At 71.0% G+C, this 15,068-nt stretch carries 13 protein-coding genes, 1 tRNA gene and 1 pseudogene; 9 read left to right on the top strand and 6 right to left on the bottom strand.

What is annotated here, in order from left to right; translation table 11 throughout:
* Positions 1-236 precede the first annotated feature (236 nt).
* Complete coding sequence (locus HTV45_RS29050) at positions 237-704, bottom strand: ATP-binding protein (protein WP_215208867.1); 468 nt, start codon at positions 702-704, stop codon at positions 237-239.
* A 220-nt stretch (positions 705-924) separates the two neighbouring features.
* Between HTV45_RS29050 and HTV45_RS29045 the strand changes: the two are divergent.
* From HTV45_RS29045 to HTV45_RS29005, 9 genes and pseudogenes are all read left to right on the top strand, one after another.
* Positions 925-1,757: pseudogene (locus HTV45_RS29045) on the top strand (hypothetical protein).
* Between the two features lie 229 nt (positions 1,758-1,986).
* The gene (locus tag HTV45_RS29040) at positions 1,987-2,739 is read left to right on the top strand and encodes a YcnI family protein (RefSeq protein ID WP_215208866.1); all 753 of its coding nucleotides are present in this window, start codon (positions 1,987-1,989) and stop codon (positions 2,737-2,739) included.
* Positions 2,740-2,834: 95 nt separating this feature from the next.
* The gene (locus HTV45_RS29035; RefSeq protein ID WP_215208865.1) at positions 2,835-3,494 is read left to right on the top strand and encodes an SCO family protein; all 660 of its coding nucleotides are present in this window, start codon (positions 2,835-2,837) and stop codon (positions 3,492-3,494) included.
* Positions 3,491-3,955 (top strand): copper chaperone PCu(A)C, encoded by a 465-nt coding sequence (locus HTV45_RS29030; RefSeq protein WP_215208864.1) that lies wholly within the window; start codon positions 3,491-3,493, stop codon positions 3,953-3,955. The genes HTV45_RS29035 and HTV45_RS29030 overlap by 4 nt, the downstream gene beginning before the upstream one ends.
* Before the next feature lie 13 nt (positions 3,956-3,968).
* Positions 3,969-6,101, top strand: a complete 2,133-nt coding sequence (locus tag HTV45_RS29025) for a copper resistance protein CopC (protein ID WP_215208863.1) — start codon at positions 3,969-3,971, stop codon at positions 6,099-6,101.
* A gap of 6 nt (positions 6,102-6,107) precedes the next feature.
* Positions 6,108-7,394 (top strand): iron uptake transporter deferrochelatase/peroxidase subunit, encoded by a 1,287-nt coding sequence (efeB, locus tag HTV45_RS29020; protein ID WP_215208862.1) that lies wholly within the window; start codon positions 6,108-6,110, stop codon positions 7,392-7,394.
* 70 nt (positions 7,395-7,464) lie between these two features.
* On the top strand, positions 7,465-8,397 hold the full coding sequence (gene pheA / locus HTV45_RS29015) for a prephenate dehydratase (protein ID WP_215208861.1): 933 nt from the start codon (positions 7,465-7,467) through the stop codon (positions 8,395-8,397).
* Positions 8,398-8,949: 552 nt separating this feature from the next.
* Complete coding sequence (gene serS, locus HTV45_RS29010) at positions 8,950-10,227, top strand: serine--tRNA ligase (RefSeq protein ID WP_215208860.1); 1,278 nt, start codon at positions 8,950-8,952, stop codon at positions 10,225-10,227.
* A complete protein-coding gene (locus HTV45_RS29005) occupies positions 10,224-11,027 on the top strand; it encodes an HAD family hydrolase (RefSeq protein WP_215208859.1) in 804 nt (267 codons plus the stop codon). The genes serS and HTV45_RS29005 overlap by 4 nt, the downstream gene beginning before the upstream one ends.
* 68 nt (positions 11,028-11,095) lie before the next feature.
* On the opposite strand, the gene HTV45_RS29000 is transcribed toward HTV45_RS29005, so the two are convergent.
* From HTV45_RS29000 to HTV45_RS28980, 5 genes are all read right to left on the bottom strand, one after another.
* Positions 11,096-11,185 (bottom strand) — tRNA-OTHER (locus HTV45_RS29000).
* A 340-nt stretch (positions 11,186-11,525) separates the two neighbouring features.
* On the bottom strand, positions 11,526-12,245 hold the full coding sequence (locus HTV45_RS28995) for an ABC transporter permease subunit (protein WP_215208858.1): 720 nt from the start codon (positions 12,243-12,245) through the stop codon (positions 11,526-11,528).
* A 10-nt stretch (positions 12,246-12,255) separates the two neighbouring features.
* Positions 12,256-13,167 carry an ABC transporter ATP-binding protein gene (locus tag HTV45_RS28990; RefSeq protein ID WP_215208857.1) on the bottom strand — a complete coding sequence of 304 codons (912 nt, stop codon included), beginning with the start codon at positions 13,165-13,167 and terminating at the stop codon, positions 12,256-12,258.
* A complete protein-coding gene (locus HTV45_RS28985; protein WP_215208856.1) occupies positions 13,164-14,081 on the bottom strand; it encodes an ABC transporter permease in 918 nt (305 codons plus the stop codon). The genes HTV45_RS28990 and HTV45_RS28985 overlap by 4 nt, the downstream gene beginning before the upstream one ends.
* The gene (locus HTV45_RS28980) at positions 14,071-15,045 is read right to left on the bottom strand and encodes an ABC transporter ATP-binding protein (protein ID WP_215208871.1); all 975 of its coding nucleotides are present in this window, start codon (positions 15,043-15,045) and stop codon (positions 14,071-14,073) included. The genes HTV45_RS28985 and HTV45_RS28980 overlap by 11 nt, the downstream gene beginning before the upstream one ends.
* Between the last annotated feature and the right edge of the window lie 23 nt (positions 15,046-15,068).

Raw genomic sequence — 15,068 nt, 5'->3', positions numbered from 1 at the left:
CCCCCCCCCCCCCCCCCCCCCCCCCCCCCCCCCCCCCCCCCCCCCCCCCCCCCCCCCCCCCCCCCCCCCCCCCCCCCCCCCCCCCCCCCCCCCCCCCCCCCCCCCCCCCCCCCCCCCCCCCCCCCCCCCCCCCCCCCCCCCCCCCCCCCCCCCCCCCCCCCCCCCCCCCCCCCCCCGCCGCTACACCGCTACACCGCTACACCGCTACACCGCTACACCGCTACACCGCTACACCGCTACACCGCTACGAGCGGAGCGTCCTCGCGCCACTTGAGGATCTTGTCGAAACTCACCACCGCGCCGCCCCTGCCCGGCTTGTTGCCGATGTGCACATGGTCGGCCAGCTCCCGGATGAGCCCCAGCCCGCGGCCGTGCTCCGCCTCGCACGGCGCGGTACGGACCGGCGGGCGGGAACGACCGCCTCCGGTCGCCCCGGGAAACCCGGGCCCCGCGTCGGCGACCTCGATACGGCACTTCTCCCCGTCGAGATAGGCGGTCACCCGGTATGCCTCCGACATACCGCCCCGCGCGGTGCCGCCGCCGTGCTCGACCGCGTTCGCGCAGGCCTCGCTGAGGGCGACGGAGAGGTCGAAGGAGACGTCGGGGTCGACTCCCGCGGTCTCCATGGTGCCGAGCAGCAGGCGCCGGGCGAGCGGCACGCTGGCGGCATCACGCCGCAGATGGAGTGACCACCAGATGCTCATGCTCCAGCCTCCTGGCTGCGGCTCGACATACCGTTACGTATTGCCCCGAGTGCTCTGTGCTAAGCGTGAAGCCGGCGTGACGCCGCCCATACGGCGGGTGCGCCGTGGAGCCGAACGGTGTATGTGGGGCAGTGTGCGGCAGATGTGATCTTCCGGTCGTACCGCATCTTGCGGACCTGCCGTACGGCGACCGGGGGACCGGTGCGATGATGAGGCCGCCATGCCTGCCCCCCACCCGCGCACGACGCGCTCCGGACGAGAAGTCCGGGTTCTGCGGGCCGCGGTCTTCGCCGCGGTCTGCGTCGTGCTGGCCGGGGCGGGTCACGCCGTCGCCGCCCGCGCCGCCGTCCCGCCGTGGACGCTGGGCACGGGATTCCTCGGCGCGGTCGCCGTCGCCGTGCCACTCGCCGGACGTGTGCGTTCCCTGCCGGTGATCGCCGTGACGCTGGCGCTCGGCCAGACGGCACTGCACACCCTGTTCGGATTGGGGCAGCACGGCGCACCCTTCACGGGAACGTCTCCCGGCCTGTCCGACGCCGCACTGGTCGAGCAGGCCGCGCGCCTGCTGTGCGGAACCGCCGCCGCGGGGATCAGCCCCGCGCACGCCGCGCGCATCCTCACCGACGCGGGGGTCCACCCCGGCGAGGCTCACACCCACGCGGCGGACGCCCTGTCGGGGGGGGGGGGGGGGNGGCGCCCCCCCGGGACTCCCCGGCGGTCCTGCTGCCGTCGCTGCCGATGCTGCTCGGCCACGTCCTCGCGGCGACGGCCGCGGGGTGGCTGCTGCGCCACGGAGACCTGGCACTGCTGCGGCTGGCGGGACTGTCGGCGCACGGCGTCGCCGAGGGCACCCTGGTGCGGTCCCTCCGCGCGGCGTTCACCCTGGTACGTGCCCTGCGCGCCGGACTCCCGGGAGCACCGGAAAAGGCCCCGCGCACGGCGTGCGCCGCGCGGCTCGCGCCCCCACTGCCCCGCACCCCCGTGCTCCAGCACACGGTGATCCGCCGGGGCCCGCCGGACACGGCCCCCACCGCGCTCGTTCTCGCCGCCTGACGCGAGGCGACCACCACTCCGCCGCTGCCGGATCCGCAGGTTCCGGGTTTCCGGGTTCACGGGTTTCCGGGTTCACGGGTGAGGAGAGGGTCGTCCGCGTGCGGCAAGCGCGTGTGTGTCCCCCTGTGCGTGTGTGTCAGGGGTTCTCGCCACGAGAACCCGTCCGGCCACACGCGCGGCGTATCCCTCACCGTCAGTGAAACCTCAATCGAAGCGGAGTGCTTCTGCCATGAAGGCTTCCCGTATCGCCGCCGTCGGCGCCGTCGCCGGTGTCACCGTCCTCGCCCTGTCCTCCCCCGCCCTCGCACACGTCACCGTCCAGCCCGAGGGCGAGGCCGCGAAGGGCGGCTACGCGGTCGTCGGCTTCAAGGTCCCCAACGAGCGGGACAACGCCTCGACCACCAAGGTCGAGGTCACGTTCCCCTCGGACCACCCGCTGGCGTCCGTGATGCCGCAGCCGGTCGAGGGCTGGGACATCAAGGTCACCACGTCCAAGCTGGACAAGCCGCTCGAGATGCACGGCAAGAAGATCAACGAGGCGGTGTCCAAGGTCACCTGGACCGCCAAGGGCGACGGCATCGCGCCCGGCTTCTTCCAGAAGTTCCCGGTGTCCGTAGGCACGCTGCCCGAGGACGCCGACGAGCTCGTGTTCAAGGCCCTGCAGACGTACTCCAACAAGGAGGTCGTCCGCTGGATCGAGGTGCCGCAGGAGGGCCAGGACGAGCCCGACAGCCCGGCTCCCGTGCTCGCCCTTTCCGAGGCCACCGGGGACCACCACGGCGCCGCGGCCGACGACAAGAAGTCCGACGACACCGCCGGGTCGGCCGAGAACGCCTCAGCCGAGACCTCCGCGGCGTCCGACGCGGGCGACTCCGGCGGTACCGACACCACCGCCCGTGTCCTGGGCGTCGTCGGCATCGTGGTCGGCGCGGCGGGCGTCGCCTACGGCGTGCTCGCCGGGCGCCGGCGCACCACCGCCTGAGCCCTCCACCCCTTCGCGGCGCGCACCGGGACCGTCCGCGGTTCCCGCGGCGTCCCGGTGCGCGCCGGAGCACTCACTCTCAGGAACCATCCATCATGCGTAAGAAGACCTTCGCAGCGGCGGCCCTGCTCGCCGCCGCCTCCCTCACCCTTTCTGCCTGCGGCAGCGACGACGGCGCCGACGGCGGCAACCCCGTCGCCCTGGTGTCCGAGGAGGCCGGCTCGCAGAAGGCCGCCACCGTCCTGGACAGGCCCTTCGAGAAGCCGGATCTCGTCCTGACCGATACCCGGGGCAAGAGCTACGACTTCCGTGAGGCGACCGCCGGCCGCCCCACCCTCATCTACTTCGGCTACACGCACTGCCCCGACGTCTGCCCGCTGACGATGAACAACCTCGCCGTGGCGAAGAAGCAACTGCCGCAGGACCAGCAGGACGAGCTGCGGATCGTGTTCGTCACCACCGACCCGCAGCGGGACACCTCCGCCGCGCTCGGCTCGTGGCTCAAGGGCATCGATCCCCAGGTCGTCGGTCTGACCGGCGACTTCGACACCATCCAGGCCGGGGCCCGTACCCTCGGCATCTCCATCGACCCGCCGCGCAAGGACGACAACGGCAAGACCGTCTCCGACCACGGCACCCAGGTCATCGCCTTCTCCCCGAAGACCGACGGCGGTTACGTCCTCTACGGCGAGGACGCCACCGTCGAGGACTACACCAAGGACCTCCCGAAGCTCATCAAGGGCGAGAAGCCGTGAGGTGCCCGGCGGTCGCGGCCGTGGTCGTCGCGGGGGCGCTGGCCCTCACCGGATGCGGCGGCTCGGACGGCTCGGGGTCCGGCGACGGCAAGGCACACCTGTCCGTGGACTCCGCCTACATGCCGCAGCCGGTGTCGGACATGGCGGCCGGCTTCCTCACCATCACCAACGACGGTGGCGCCGCGGACCGCCTGACCTCGGTCAGCAGCAAGGCCGCCGGCCAGGTGACCGTCCACGAGACCGTCGACGGCGCCATGCAGGAGGTCGAGGCCCTCGAGATCCCGGCACACGGCGCTCTGGTGCTGGAGAGCGGCGGCAACCATCTGATGTTCGAGCAACTGAAGCGGCAGCCGAAGCAGGGCGAGAACGTCTCCGTCGAGCTGCACTTCGACCGGTCCGACCCCGTCACGGTCGAGATTCCGGTCAAGCCGGCCACGTTCACCCCGAAGACCGGACACTGAGGGAGACACCCCCGTGACCCAGACCATCGCCCCCCGCGTGCGAACCCTGGTGCTGCTGTTCCTGGCCGTCACCGGCGCACTCCTCGCCGGGGCCGCTCCCGCATCCGCGCATGCCGCGCTGACCGGCAGCGACCCCGAGCGGGGGACGGTGGTCGAGACGGCCCCCGCCCAGATCTCGCTCACCTTCTCCGAACAGGTCGCGGTGAGCGACGACGCCGTGCGGGTGCTCGACCCCCGGGGCAAGCGGGTGGACAAGGGCGACCCGGTTAACCCGAGCGGCACGACCTACACCGTGCGGCTGCTCGGCGGGCTGCCCGACGGCACGTACACCGTGGCCTACCAAGTGGTCTCGGCGGACAGTCATCCCGTCGCCGGCGCCTTCACCTTCTCCGTCGGCGCACCCTCAGAGACCTCCGTCTCGGTCTCCGCGCAGGGGCCCGACGGCGGGCTGGTGGGCGTGCTGTACGGCATCGGCCGGTACGTGTCGTACACCGGGTTCGTGGTCCTGGCCGGCGGTGCCGCCTTCGTACTCGCCTGCTGGAGGCGCGGTTCCGGGGTGCGGGCCGTACAGCGGCTGGTCGTGTCCGGCTGGCTGGCGCTCACCGCGTCGACGCTCGGGCTGCTGCTCCTGCGCGGCTCCTACACCACCTCCGGCAAGGTCGGCGACGTCTTCGACCTCTCCCTGCTCGGAGACGTGCTCCAGACCAAGACGGGCGCGGCGCTGGTGTCCCGGCTGCTGCTGCTCGCCGCGGCGGCGCTGTTCATAGCCGTGCTGTTCGGTGCCTACGCCCGCCCGTCGTCCACCACCCTGGACGACGACGGCGCACGTCGGCAGAACGATGCGCGGGAGGCGGAGGAGAAGCGGGAGGCGGAGGAGAAGCGGGATCTGACCTTCGGGCTCGCGATCGGGGGGACGGTCGTGGCAGCCGGCCTCGCGGCGAGCTGGGCGATGTCCGAGCACGCCTCCCAAGGGCTCCAGCCGGGTATCGCCATGCCGGTGGACGTGGTGCATCTGCTGGCCGTCGCCGCCTGGCTCGGCGGGCTCACCACGCTGCTCGTGGCGCTCTTCCGGGCGCCCGCCGAGACGCCGGTCGACCGGGACGCCGTCCAGCGCTTCTCGCGGCTCGCCTTCGGCAGCGTGATCGCGCTGGTCGTCACGGGGATCTACCAGAGCTGGCGGCAGCTCGGCTCCTGGTCGGCCTTCACCGACACCCGGTACGGGCAGTTGCTGCTCCTCAAGATCGGGCTCGTGGCGGTGCTGGTCGGGGTGGCCTCGGTCTCACGGCGGTGGACGGCACGGCTGGCGGAGGTGCCCGCGCAGGTGGCCGAAGCGGGCATGTCCGGGGCCCGGACGTCCGACACCGGGGAATCCGGTGTCCGGAAGGACACGGCCTCTGCCGGACGGACCGCGAAGGCCGCGGGCACTCAGGACACCCGCGACACAGACGGCACAGACGACACAGACGGCACAGGCGACACGGACGGCGCGCAGGACGACGCGCAGGAGACGGAGGCAGCAGGATCCGGGGCCGGAGGGGCAGCCGGTGCGGGGGCCGCCCGGGCCGCCCAGCTCGCCCGTCAGCGGACCGCTGTGGAGACCGCCCGGAAGAAGCGCCTGCGCGATGCCGACCCCCACCGCTCGGGCCTGCGCCGCTCCGTCATGGCCGAGGCCGGCATCGCCGTCGTACTGCTCGCCGTCACCACGGTGCTGACCCAGACCGAACCGGGACGCACGGAGCAGGAGGCCAGGGCGGCCGGTGCCTCCTCGTCCTCGGCAGCCGCGGAGACCGGTCAGGGCACCGGCGCGGTGACGCTGAACATGCCCTTCGACACCGGTGGCGGCGAGAGCGGCAAGGGCGTCGTCACGATCGACCTCGAACCCGCGCGGGTCGGCGACAACGTCATGCACGTCTATGTGGAGGGGACGGACGGACGGCCCGTCGACATCCCCGAGGTGAAGGTCGCCTTCACTCTCTCCGCCCAGGACATCGGGCCGCTCCCCGTCACCCCCGACCGCATCACCACCGGTCACTGGTCCGCAAGCGGGGTACAGCTTCCCCTCGCGGGCGACTGGCAGGTCGAGGTGACCGTGCGCACCTCCGACGTCGACCAGGCGACCGTTTCGAAGAACGCGCAGATCGGCTGAACCACCATGGCAGAACAGTCCGCCTCACAGGTCCGCACTCCAAAGCCGCCTCAGGGTGCCCCGGCCGGCCGGTCCGCCGGGGAAGGCATCTCCCGCCGTCGGCTGCTCGGCACGGCGGGCGCCACCGGGCTCGTCCTCGGGGCGGCGGGTGGCGCCGCCGGATACGCGTCGGCGCCCGCGGGGGCCACTCCGCTGACGTCAGTGGGCGACAAACGGGTGCAGTTTCACGTGAAACATCAGCCCGGCATCACGCAGCCGCTTCAGGCCCGGGGCCATCTGGTCGCCTTCGACCTCGGACCCGGCGCCGGCCGCAAGGAGGCGGCCGCCCTGTTGCGCCGCTGGTCGGACACGGCTCACCGGCTGATGTCGGGGGAACCGAGCGCGCACGGCGACACCGGTGTGGCCCGCGACGCCGGCCCCTCCGCACTGACCCTCACCTTTGGCTTCGGCCACAGCTTCTTCGGGCGCACCGGGCTGGAGAAGCAGCGTCCGGTCGCCCTGGACCCGTTGCCCGACTTCTCCTCCGACCACCTGGACAGGGCGCGCAGCAACGGCGACCTCTGGGTGCAGATCGGCGCCGACGACGCTCTGGTCGCCTTCCACGCCCTGCGCGCGGTCCAGAAGGACGCGGGCTCGGCGGCCAGGGTCCGCTGGCAGATGAACGGCTTCAACCGTTCGCCGGGCGCCACCGCGCACCCCATGACCGCCCGCAACCTGATGGGCCAGGTCGACGGCACCCGTAATCCCAAGCCTGCAGACTCCGACTTCGACCAGCGGATCTTCGTACCTGAACAGGGAGAACCCGCCTGGATGGCGAACGGCTCCTACGCCGTCGTACGGCGTATCCGGATGCTGCTGGACGACTGGGAGAACCTGTCGGTCAAGGAGCAGGAGCATGTGATCGGGCGCCGCAAGTCGGACGGGGCGCCGCTGTCCGGCGGCGGGGAGACCTCCGAGATGGACCTGGAGAAGACCGACGCCCAGGGCAATCTGGTGGTTCCGTTCAACGCCCACGCGAGGATCACGCGGCCCGACCAGAACGGCGGGGCGGCGATGCTCCGCCGCCCGTTCTCGTACCACGACGGCATCGGCCCGGACGGGGTGCCCGACGCGGGTCTGCTGTTCATCTGCTGGCAGGCGGATCCCCTGCGCGGCTTCGTACCGGTGCAGCGCAAGCTGGACCGGGGCGACGCACTGGCGCCGTTCGTCCGCCATGAGGCGAGCGGGCTGTTCGCGGTCCCGGGTGGCGCGGCGGACGGAGAGTATGTGGGGCAGGCGCTCCTGGAGGGATGAGAACGGCCCGGCGTCACCCCTGGACGCTCTCCGGGCGCTGTCGTCGGCGTGGGCCCATTAGGGTGAGGACATGCCAGCGAGCTATGCGTATCTCGGCCCAGAGGGCACCTTCACCGAAGTCGCCCTCCGCACGCTTCCCGAAGCGGCGACGCGTGAGCTGAAGCCTTACGTGTCGGTGCAGTCCGCGCTCGACGCGGTGCGGGTGGGCGAGGCCGAGGCCGCTTTCGTCCCCATCGAGAACTCGGTCGAGGGCGGGATCACCACGACCCTCGACGAACTCGTCGCGGGCGCCCCGCTGATGATCTACCGCGAGGTGCTGCTGTCGATCACCTTCGCACTGCTGGTCCGTCCGGGCACCAAGCTGTCGGACGTCAAGACGGTCACCGCCCATCCGGCCGCCCAGCCGCAGGTGCGCAACTGGCTGAGGACACATCTTCCGGACGCCGTCTGGGAATCGGCCGCCTCGAACGCGGACGGTGCCCGCCTGGTACAGGAGGGCCGGTACGACGCCGCCTTCGCCGGTGAGTTCGCGGCGGCGCGGTACGGCCTGGAGATCCTGGAGAGGGAGATCCACGACGCGGAGAACGCGCAGACCCGGTTCGTCCTGGTGGGCCGTCCGGCCCGGCCGGCCGCGCCCACGGGTGCCGACAAGACCTCCATCGTGCTCTGGCAGCGGGACGATCACCCCGGCGGCCTGCGCGACCTGCTGGGCGAGTTCGCCACCCGGGGGATCAACCTGATGCTGCTCCAGTCCCGCCCGACCGGCGCCGGGATCGGCAATTACTGCTTCTGCATCGACGCGGAGGGCCATATCTCGGACCGCCGGATGGCCGAGGCGCTGACGGGGCTGAAGCGGATCTGCCTTCAGGCGCGGTACCTCGGTTCGTACCCGCGCGCCGATGTAAGGCCGGGGGAGGTACGGCCTCCGTTCCCCGGGACGTCGGACGAGGAGTTCGTGGGAGCGGCGGACTGGGTGGCACGGTGCCAGGACGGCCGGTTCTGAGAGGCTGCGGTGGGACGGGCGAACCCGGTCCTACCTGCTGATTTTCGTTATCCACAGAAGTTATCCACAGGTCTGCTTCTCGACCTGGGGACAAGTCGACACCGAAGCCCCATTCGGTCGACAAATCCCCCTCCTGCCATGATCGTGCACATCGTTCAGCCCCTCACCCTTCGTCCGCTGTTTCCCCTTGGTCAACCCTTTGGGGCGAACCCTTTCCACCCAAAAGTAGGGATGGGCGGGTTTTATCCCGGGATTCCCCGAGGCCGGCGGAGCGTTTCGGAGTGATCAATTCCGAAGTCCACAGATCTTCCCCACACCCTGTGGATAACTTAGACAGGAAGAAGGGTGCCTGTGGACAACCGAGCCCCAAGTGCCGCCCGACGCAAGGGATTCCAGTCAACCGGCAGCTCAGGACTGACCCGTTCCAGGGGGCAGGGTCTCCTCTATTGACCGCACGGAACGCAAGGCGCATTTCCCCCCATAACGGAAGTGATCCGTTCGCTCTCCCCAGTCGGTCGTGGGCCGTCGTCCCGCACCGGTAGCCTTGACCGCGTGATTGACCTTCGCCTGCTTCGTGAGGACCCCGACCGTGTGCGCGCTTCACAGCGTGCCCGTGGAGAGGACGTCGCGCTCGTCGACGCCCTCCTGTCTGCCGACGAACGGCGCAGGTCGTCCGGCGTCCGCTTCGACGAACTGCGCGCCGAGCAGAAAGCGCTCGGCAAGCTCGTCCCCAGGGCGGCAGGCGACGAGAAGGCCGAGCTGCTGAAGAAGGCCGAGCAGCTCAAGGCCGACGTCAGGGCAGCCGACGCCGACCGGGACGCCGCCGCTGCCGAGACCCAGGAGCTGCAGCTCAAGCTGAGCAATCTCGTCCACCCCGACGTGCCCGTCGGCGGCGAGGAGGACTTCGTCACGCTGGAGACGCACGGCGCCCTGCGCGACTTCGGCGCCGAGGGCTTCGAGCCCAGGGACCACCTCGAACTCGGCCAGATCCTCGGCGCCATCGACGTCGAGCGGGGCGCCAAGGTCTCCGGCTCGCGCTTCTACTTCCTGACCGGCGTCGGCGCGCTGCTCGAGCTCGCTCTGGTGAACGCGGCGATGGCGCAGGCCACGGCGGCCGGCTTCACACCGATGCTGACGCCCGCGCTGGTCCGCCCCCAGTCCATGGCGGGCACCGGCTTCCTCGGCCAGGCCTCGCAGGACGTCTACCACCTCGAGAAGGACGACCTGTATCTGGTCGGAACGTCCGAGGTGGCGCTGGCCGCCTACCACATGGACGAGATCATCGACGCCGACCGGCTGCCGCTGCGCTACGCGGGCTTCTCGCCCTGCTTCCGCCGCGAGGCCGGCTCGCACGGCAAGGACACCCGGGGCATCTTCCGCGTGCACCAGTTCGACAAGGTCGAGATGTTCTCGTATGTCGCCCCCGAGGACTCGCAGGCGGAGCACCAGCGGCTGCTGGAGTGGGAGAAGCAGTGGCTGACCTCGCTGGAGCTGCCGTTCCGCGTGATCGACGTGGCCTCGGGCGACCTGGGCTCCTCGGCGGCGCGTAAGTACGACTGCGAGGCGTGGATCCCGACCCAGGGCAAGTACCGCGAGCTGACCTCGACCTCCGACTGCACCGAGTTCCAGTCGCGCCGGCTGTCCATCCGGGTGCGCGAGGACAAGAAGGTGCGGCCGCTGGCCACGCTCAACGGCACGCTGTGCGCCGTACCGCGCACCATCGTGGCGATCCTGGAGAACCACCAGCAGGCCGACGGCTCGGTCCGTGTGCCGGAGGTGCTGCGTCCGTACCTGGGCGGCCGGGAGCTTCTGGAACCGGTCGCCAAGTGAGCGCGGCGTTCCCCTACCGGCTCATCGCCACCGATCTCGACGGCACGCTGCTGCGGGACGACCACTCGGTCTCCCCGCGCACCCGTGACGCGCTCGCCGCGGCCACCGCGGCGGGCGCCGCGCACATCGTCGTCACCGGACGCGCGGTGCCCTGGACCCGCCCCATACTCGACGACCTCGGCTACACCGGGCTCGCCGTCTGCGGCCAGGGCGCGCAGGTGTACGACGCCGGAGCACACCGCCTGCTGACCTCGGTGACGCTGGACCGGCAGTTGGCCGCGGTGGCGCTGGCCAAGATCGAGGCGGAGGTCGGCCCGCTGCGCCTGGCGGCCAGCCGTGACGGCCTGGACGGCGAGGTGCTGGTCGGGCCCGGTTACGAGATCGTGGGCGCGCTGCCCGCGACACCGTTCACGGACGCCTCGGACCTGTGGACGGCGCCGCTGAACAAGCTGTACATCCAGCATCCGGACCTGACGTCCGACGAGCTCGCCGAGGCGGCCACCCGCACCGCGGGCGGTTTCGTCACGGTCACCATGGCGGGTGAGGGCATCGTCGAACTGCTCCCGCTCGGGCTGTCCAAGGCGACGGGGCTGTCGCTGGCGGCCCGCCGGATCGGCGCGAAGGCCCCGGAGACGATCGCCTTCGGCGACATGCCCAACGACCTCCCGATGTTCGCCTGGGCGGGACACGGCGTGGCCATGGCCAACGCCCACCGGGAACTGCGGGCGGTGGCCGACGAGGTGACGGCCTCCAACGAGGAGGACGGCATCGCGGTGGTCGTGGAGCGACTGCTGGGCTGAACTGACACCCGGCGTTCGGCGTTCGGCGTTCGGCGTTCGGCGTTCGGCGTTCGGCGTTCGGCGTTCGGCGGAGGATGCACGGATCGAACGTGCGCGGGCTTTCCGGGCCCGACCACGGCTTGAGTCAAGCCAGTGCCTTACCACTCGGCCAATCCTCCGGGTGGGCGGCCCACGCGACAGATGCGCGTGCTCGAAGCGGCCGCCCCGGGCAGCTCCCGTACGGGCGTACTCGACGGAGCGGCAGGGCTACTCCGGAGTCCGCCGCGGGCTGCCCTGAAGGGAGCTGGACGTACTGCCGTGCATGGGCATCGCCCCGCTCCTCTCCCGGCGCGTGGTCGCCGGACGTTCCCGGCGATGCGGACATCACCACTCTGCCCGCCGGGCGCACGGGACGCCACCGAATAAAACGGGCGGCGCCGCTGTGCTGTCAGCGGCGCCGCCCTCCGCGTCGGCGGAACGTGCCCAGGGTGTGGGCTCCCCGTCAGGAGCGGACGGTGCTCACTCCTCGCCGGCGAGCGTCAGCGAGCGCAGCTTCTGACCGGCGTACCAGGTGGCCAGCACGGTGACGACGGCGAGCAGCACCGTCGCGGTCGTCAGACCCACGTCCGAGGTGACCAGGTCGTTGCCGGAGACCTTCTGCGCCACGGACAGCGACCACTGCTGGACGCTCAGCGTGCGCGCGCCGGGCACCAGGGAGCCGAACAGCGCCTCCCAGACCAGCGCGTAGACCAGGCCGAACACCACCGCGTGCCGCGAGACCGTGCCGAGCAGCAGGAAGAGCGCCGCGTACGCGATGGAGGCGACCAGCGCGGCCACCGTGTAGGCGACGGCCACCTGCTGGCCGTTGCCGTTCAGGATGAAGCCCGCGATCAGCGTCGGCACCGCCGAGAACACCATGGTGACGGCGACGGCGACGATCAGCTTGGTGTAGATGATCGTGGGCCGCTTGATCGGCTTCGACAGCAGGTACACCACCGAACCGTCGTCGATCTCGGGGCCGATCGCGCCGGTGCCCGCGATGACACCGATGATCGGCACCATCGTGGCCAGCGCCAGCCCGCCCAGCACATCGGCGGCGGTCTGGTCGTCGGCGCCGGCGAGGGCGCGCACCGCCAGGGAGATCGCGATCAGCAGCAGGGGCAGCGCCCCCAGGATGAGGGCCCGGCGCCGGCCGAGCAGGGCCCGGTAGGTGAGCCGGGCGACTGTGGGGTCGTACATCAGGGGCCTCCTACGCCGCGACGAGATACGAGAAGACGGACTCGAGGGACTCGTCGGACGGCGAGACCGTGAGCAGCCGGATGCCGTGCTCACGCGCGACCTTCGGCAGCAGGGACGTGAAGCGGCCGAAGTCGACGGCCTGGATGCGCAGGGCGCCCTCCGCCACGTCCACCTCGATGCCCGAGGTCGACGGGTCGGCGATCAGTGCGGCCGCGAGCGCACGGTCGTCGCTGGACCGCACCAGATAGCGGTGCGGCCGGTCCGTCATCAGGCGGCGGATCCGGCGGAAGTCGCCACTCGCCGCGTGCCGGCCGGCGACGACCACCTCGATGTGCCAGGCGAGCTGCTCGACCTCTTCGAGGATGTGGGACGAGAAGAGCACGGTACGGCTCTCGTCGCCCATGCGCCGCAGCAGGTCCATCAGCTGCATGCGCTGGCGCGGGTCCATGCCGTTGAAGGGCTCGTCCAGCAGGAGCAGCGACGGCTCGTGGACCAGCGCGGAGGCCATCTTCACGCGCTGCCGCATGCCCTTGGAGTACGTGGCGATCTTCCGGTCCTGCGCGTACTCCATCTCGACCGTGGCCAGCGCCCGCTGGGCGGCCTTGGCGCCCAGGCCGTGCAGTTCCGCGTTGGCGACGACGAACTCGCGGCCGGTCAGGAAGTCGTACATCGCCTCGCGCTCGGGGACGATGCCGATGTGCTTGTAGATGGCCTCGTTGCGCCACACCTGCTGTCCGTCGAGGGTGACGGAGCCGGTGGAGGGGGCGAGGAAGCCGGCCATCATGTTGATGAGCGTGGACTTTCCGGCGCCGTTGGGGCCGAGCAGGCCGGTGACGCCGGGTCCGATGGTCATGGTGATGTCGTTGACGGCGACCACGTTGCCGAACCAGCGGGAGACGTGGTCGATGCTGAGCGTGGTCACAGGCCCACCTTCTTGTAGCGGCGCACCAGGAGGCCGTAACTGGCGGCGATCAGGCCGAGGGTGAACAGGACGTAGACGACGCCCTCGGCGTTGCCCGGGCCCACCCCTCCGGGGAAGGCGGAGTTCGCGCCCAGGAAGGCGGACTGCACTCCGTCGATGAGGGTGATGGGCGAGAAGAGGCCGATCCAGGTGATGGCGGCGTCGTCGCTGCTCTGGACCTGCGCGATCGCCTGGAGGGTGGAGACCGCGCCGTAGGAGATGGTGAGTACGGCGATCACGGCCGCGATACCGAAGCCGCGGCGCGGGGTGACCGACGCGATGACCAGGCCGATCCCGGCGAAGAGCAGCGAGAGCAGAGCCACGGAGACGAGTCCCTGTGCGAATCCCTTGGTCTGGTCGGCGAAGTCGAGCTTGGCCAGCAGTGCGCCGACGTACAGCACCAGCAGGGGAGCGGCGGTGAGGATGAACAGGGCCGAGGCCAGCGCGGCGAACTTGGCGCGTACGTAGTCGGCGGTCTCGATCGGCCGCGAGAAGTACAGCGGTACGGTCTTGAAGCGCAGGTCGCGCGAGACCGACTGGGGCGCCTGCGAAGCCACGTACAGGCTGATGACGGCCTGCATGACGATCGCGTAGCGCGTGTAGTCCAGGGGGAGGTCGTTGGCCTTGGTGGCGACCGCGACGGCCACCATGATGGCGGCGGGTACGCACATCACCACGAACAGCAGCATCGGCAGCACCTTGGTCTTCACCGAACGGCCGAGGCCGTAGGAGCCGCGCAGGGACTGCGAGTAGAGCGACAGCCGCGCGTAGCCGCGTCCCAGGCGGGGGCCGTCGTAGGAGCGGTAGCCGATGTTGTGGATACGGGTGTCACCCGGTGCAGTGGCTGGTGTCTGCATGGACTGCTCAGCTGCCATGGCCGACCGCCTCCTTCCGCTGCTCGTCGCGCTGCTCGTCACTGTCGGTGAAGACCTCGGAGATGTGGTGCCGGCGCTGCTCCATGCGCACCAGGCCGAGGCCCAGGTCCGCGATGATGTCGCGGACCAGGTCGTACGTCTCCTCGCCCTGTGCGGTGAGCAGCAGGACGTGTCCGGCGCCCGGCAGCCCGCTGCCGTCCTTCACGCTCACCCCGCGCTCACGGAGCGCGTCGCGCACCGCGCGGGTGCCGTCCGGGTGCTCGTCTGTGTCGGTGACCTCGATGGCGAGGGTCGTGGTGGTCTGGGTGAAGTCGGTGGTGGAACTGGAGCGCAGCAGCTTGCCGCCGTCGACGACGACGACGTGGTCGCAGGTGCGCTCGAGTTCGCCCAGCAGGTGGGAGGTGACCAGGACGGAGATGCCGAAGTCGGTGTAGATCCTGCGGATCAGACCGAGCATCTCGTCGCGGCCGACCGGGTCGAGGCCGTTGGTCGGCTCGTCCAGGAAGACCAGCTGGGGGTCGTGCACCAGGGCCTGCGCGAGTTTCACGCGCTGCTTCATGCCGGTGGAGTAGCCGCCCATGGGGCGGTAGCGCTCCTCGTACAGGCCGACATGGCGCAGGGTGTCCGCGGTGCGCTCCCGCGCGGCGGTGGCCGGCAGGCCGGACATGCGCGCCATGTGGACGACGAACTCGGTGGCCGAGACGTCCGGTGGCAGGCAGTCGTGTTCCGGCATGTAGCCGACCCGCTCGCGGATGGCGGGGCCGTTGGTGACGACATCGAGTCCGAGCACTTCGGCTCGGCCCTCGGTGGCGGGGGACAGACCCAGAAGGATCTTGATCAGTGTGGACTTGCCGGCTCCATTGGCTCCGACGAGTCCGGTCACACCGGGCCCGACGTCCACGGAGAGCCGGTCAAGAGCGGTCACCCTGGGGAACCGCTTGCTCAGGCTTTCGGTCGCGATCACAGTCACATCCATGACGGTAGTGA

Source organism: Streptomyces sp. CHD11 (genome assembly GCF_018638295.1).
Lineage (GTDB): Bacteria > Actinomycetota > Actinomycetes > Streptomycetales > Streptomycetaceae > Streptomyces.
The sequence above is the reverse complement of the archived record's forward strand: the minus strand, read 5'-3'. Positions and strand labels throughout refer to the sequence as shown.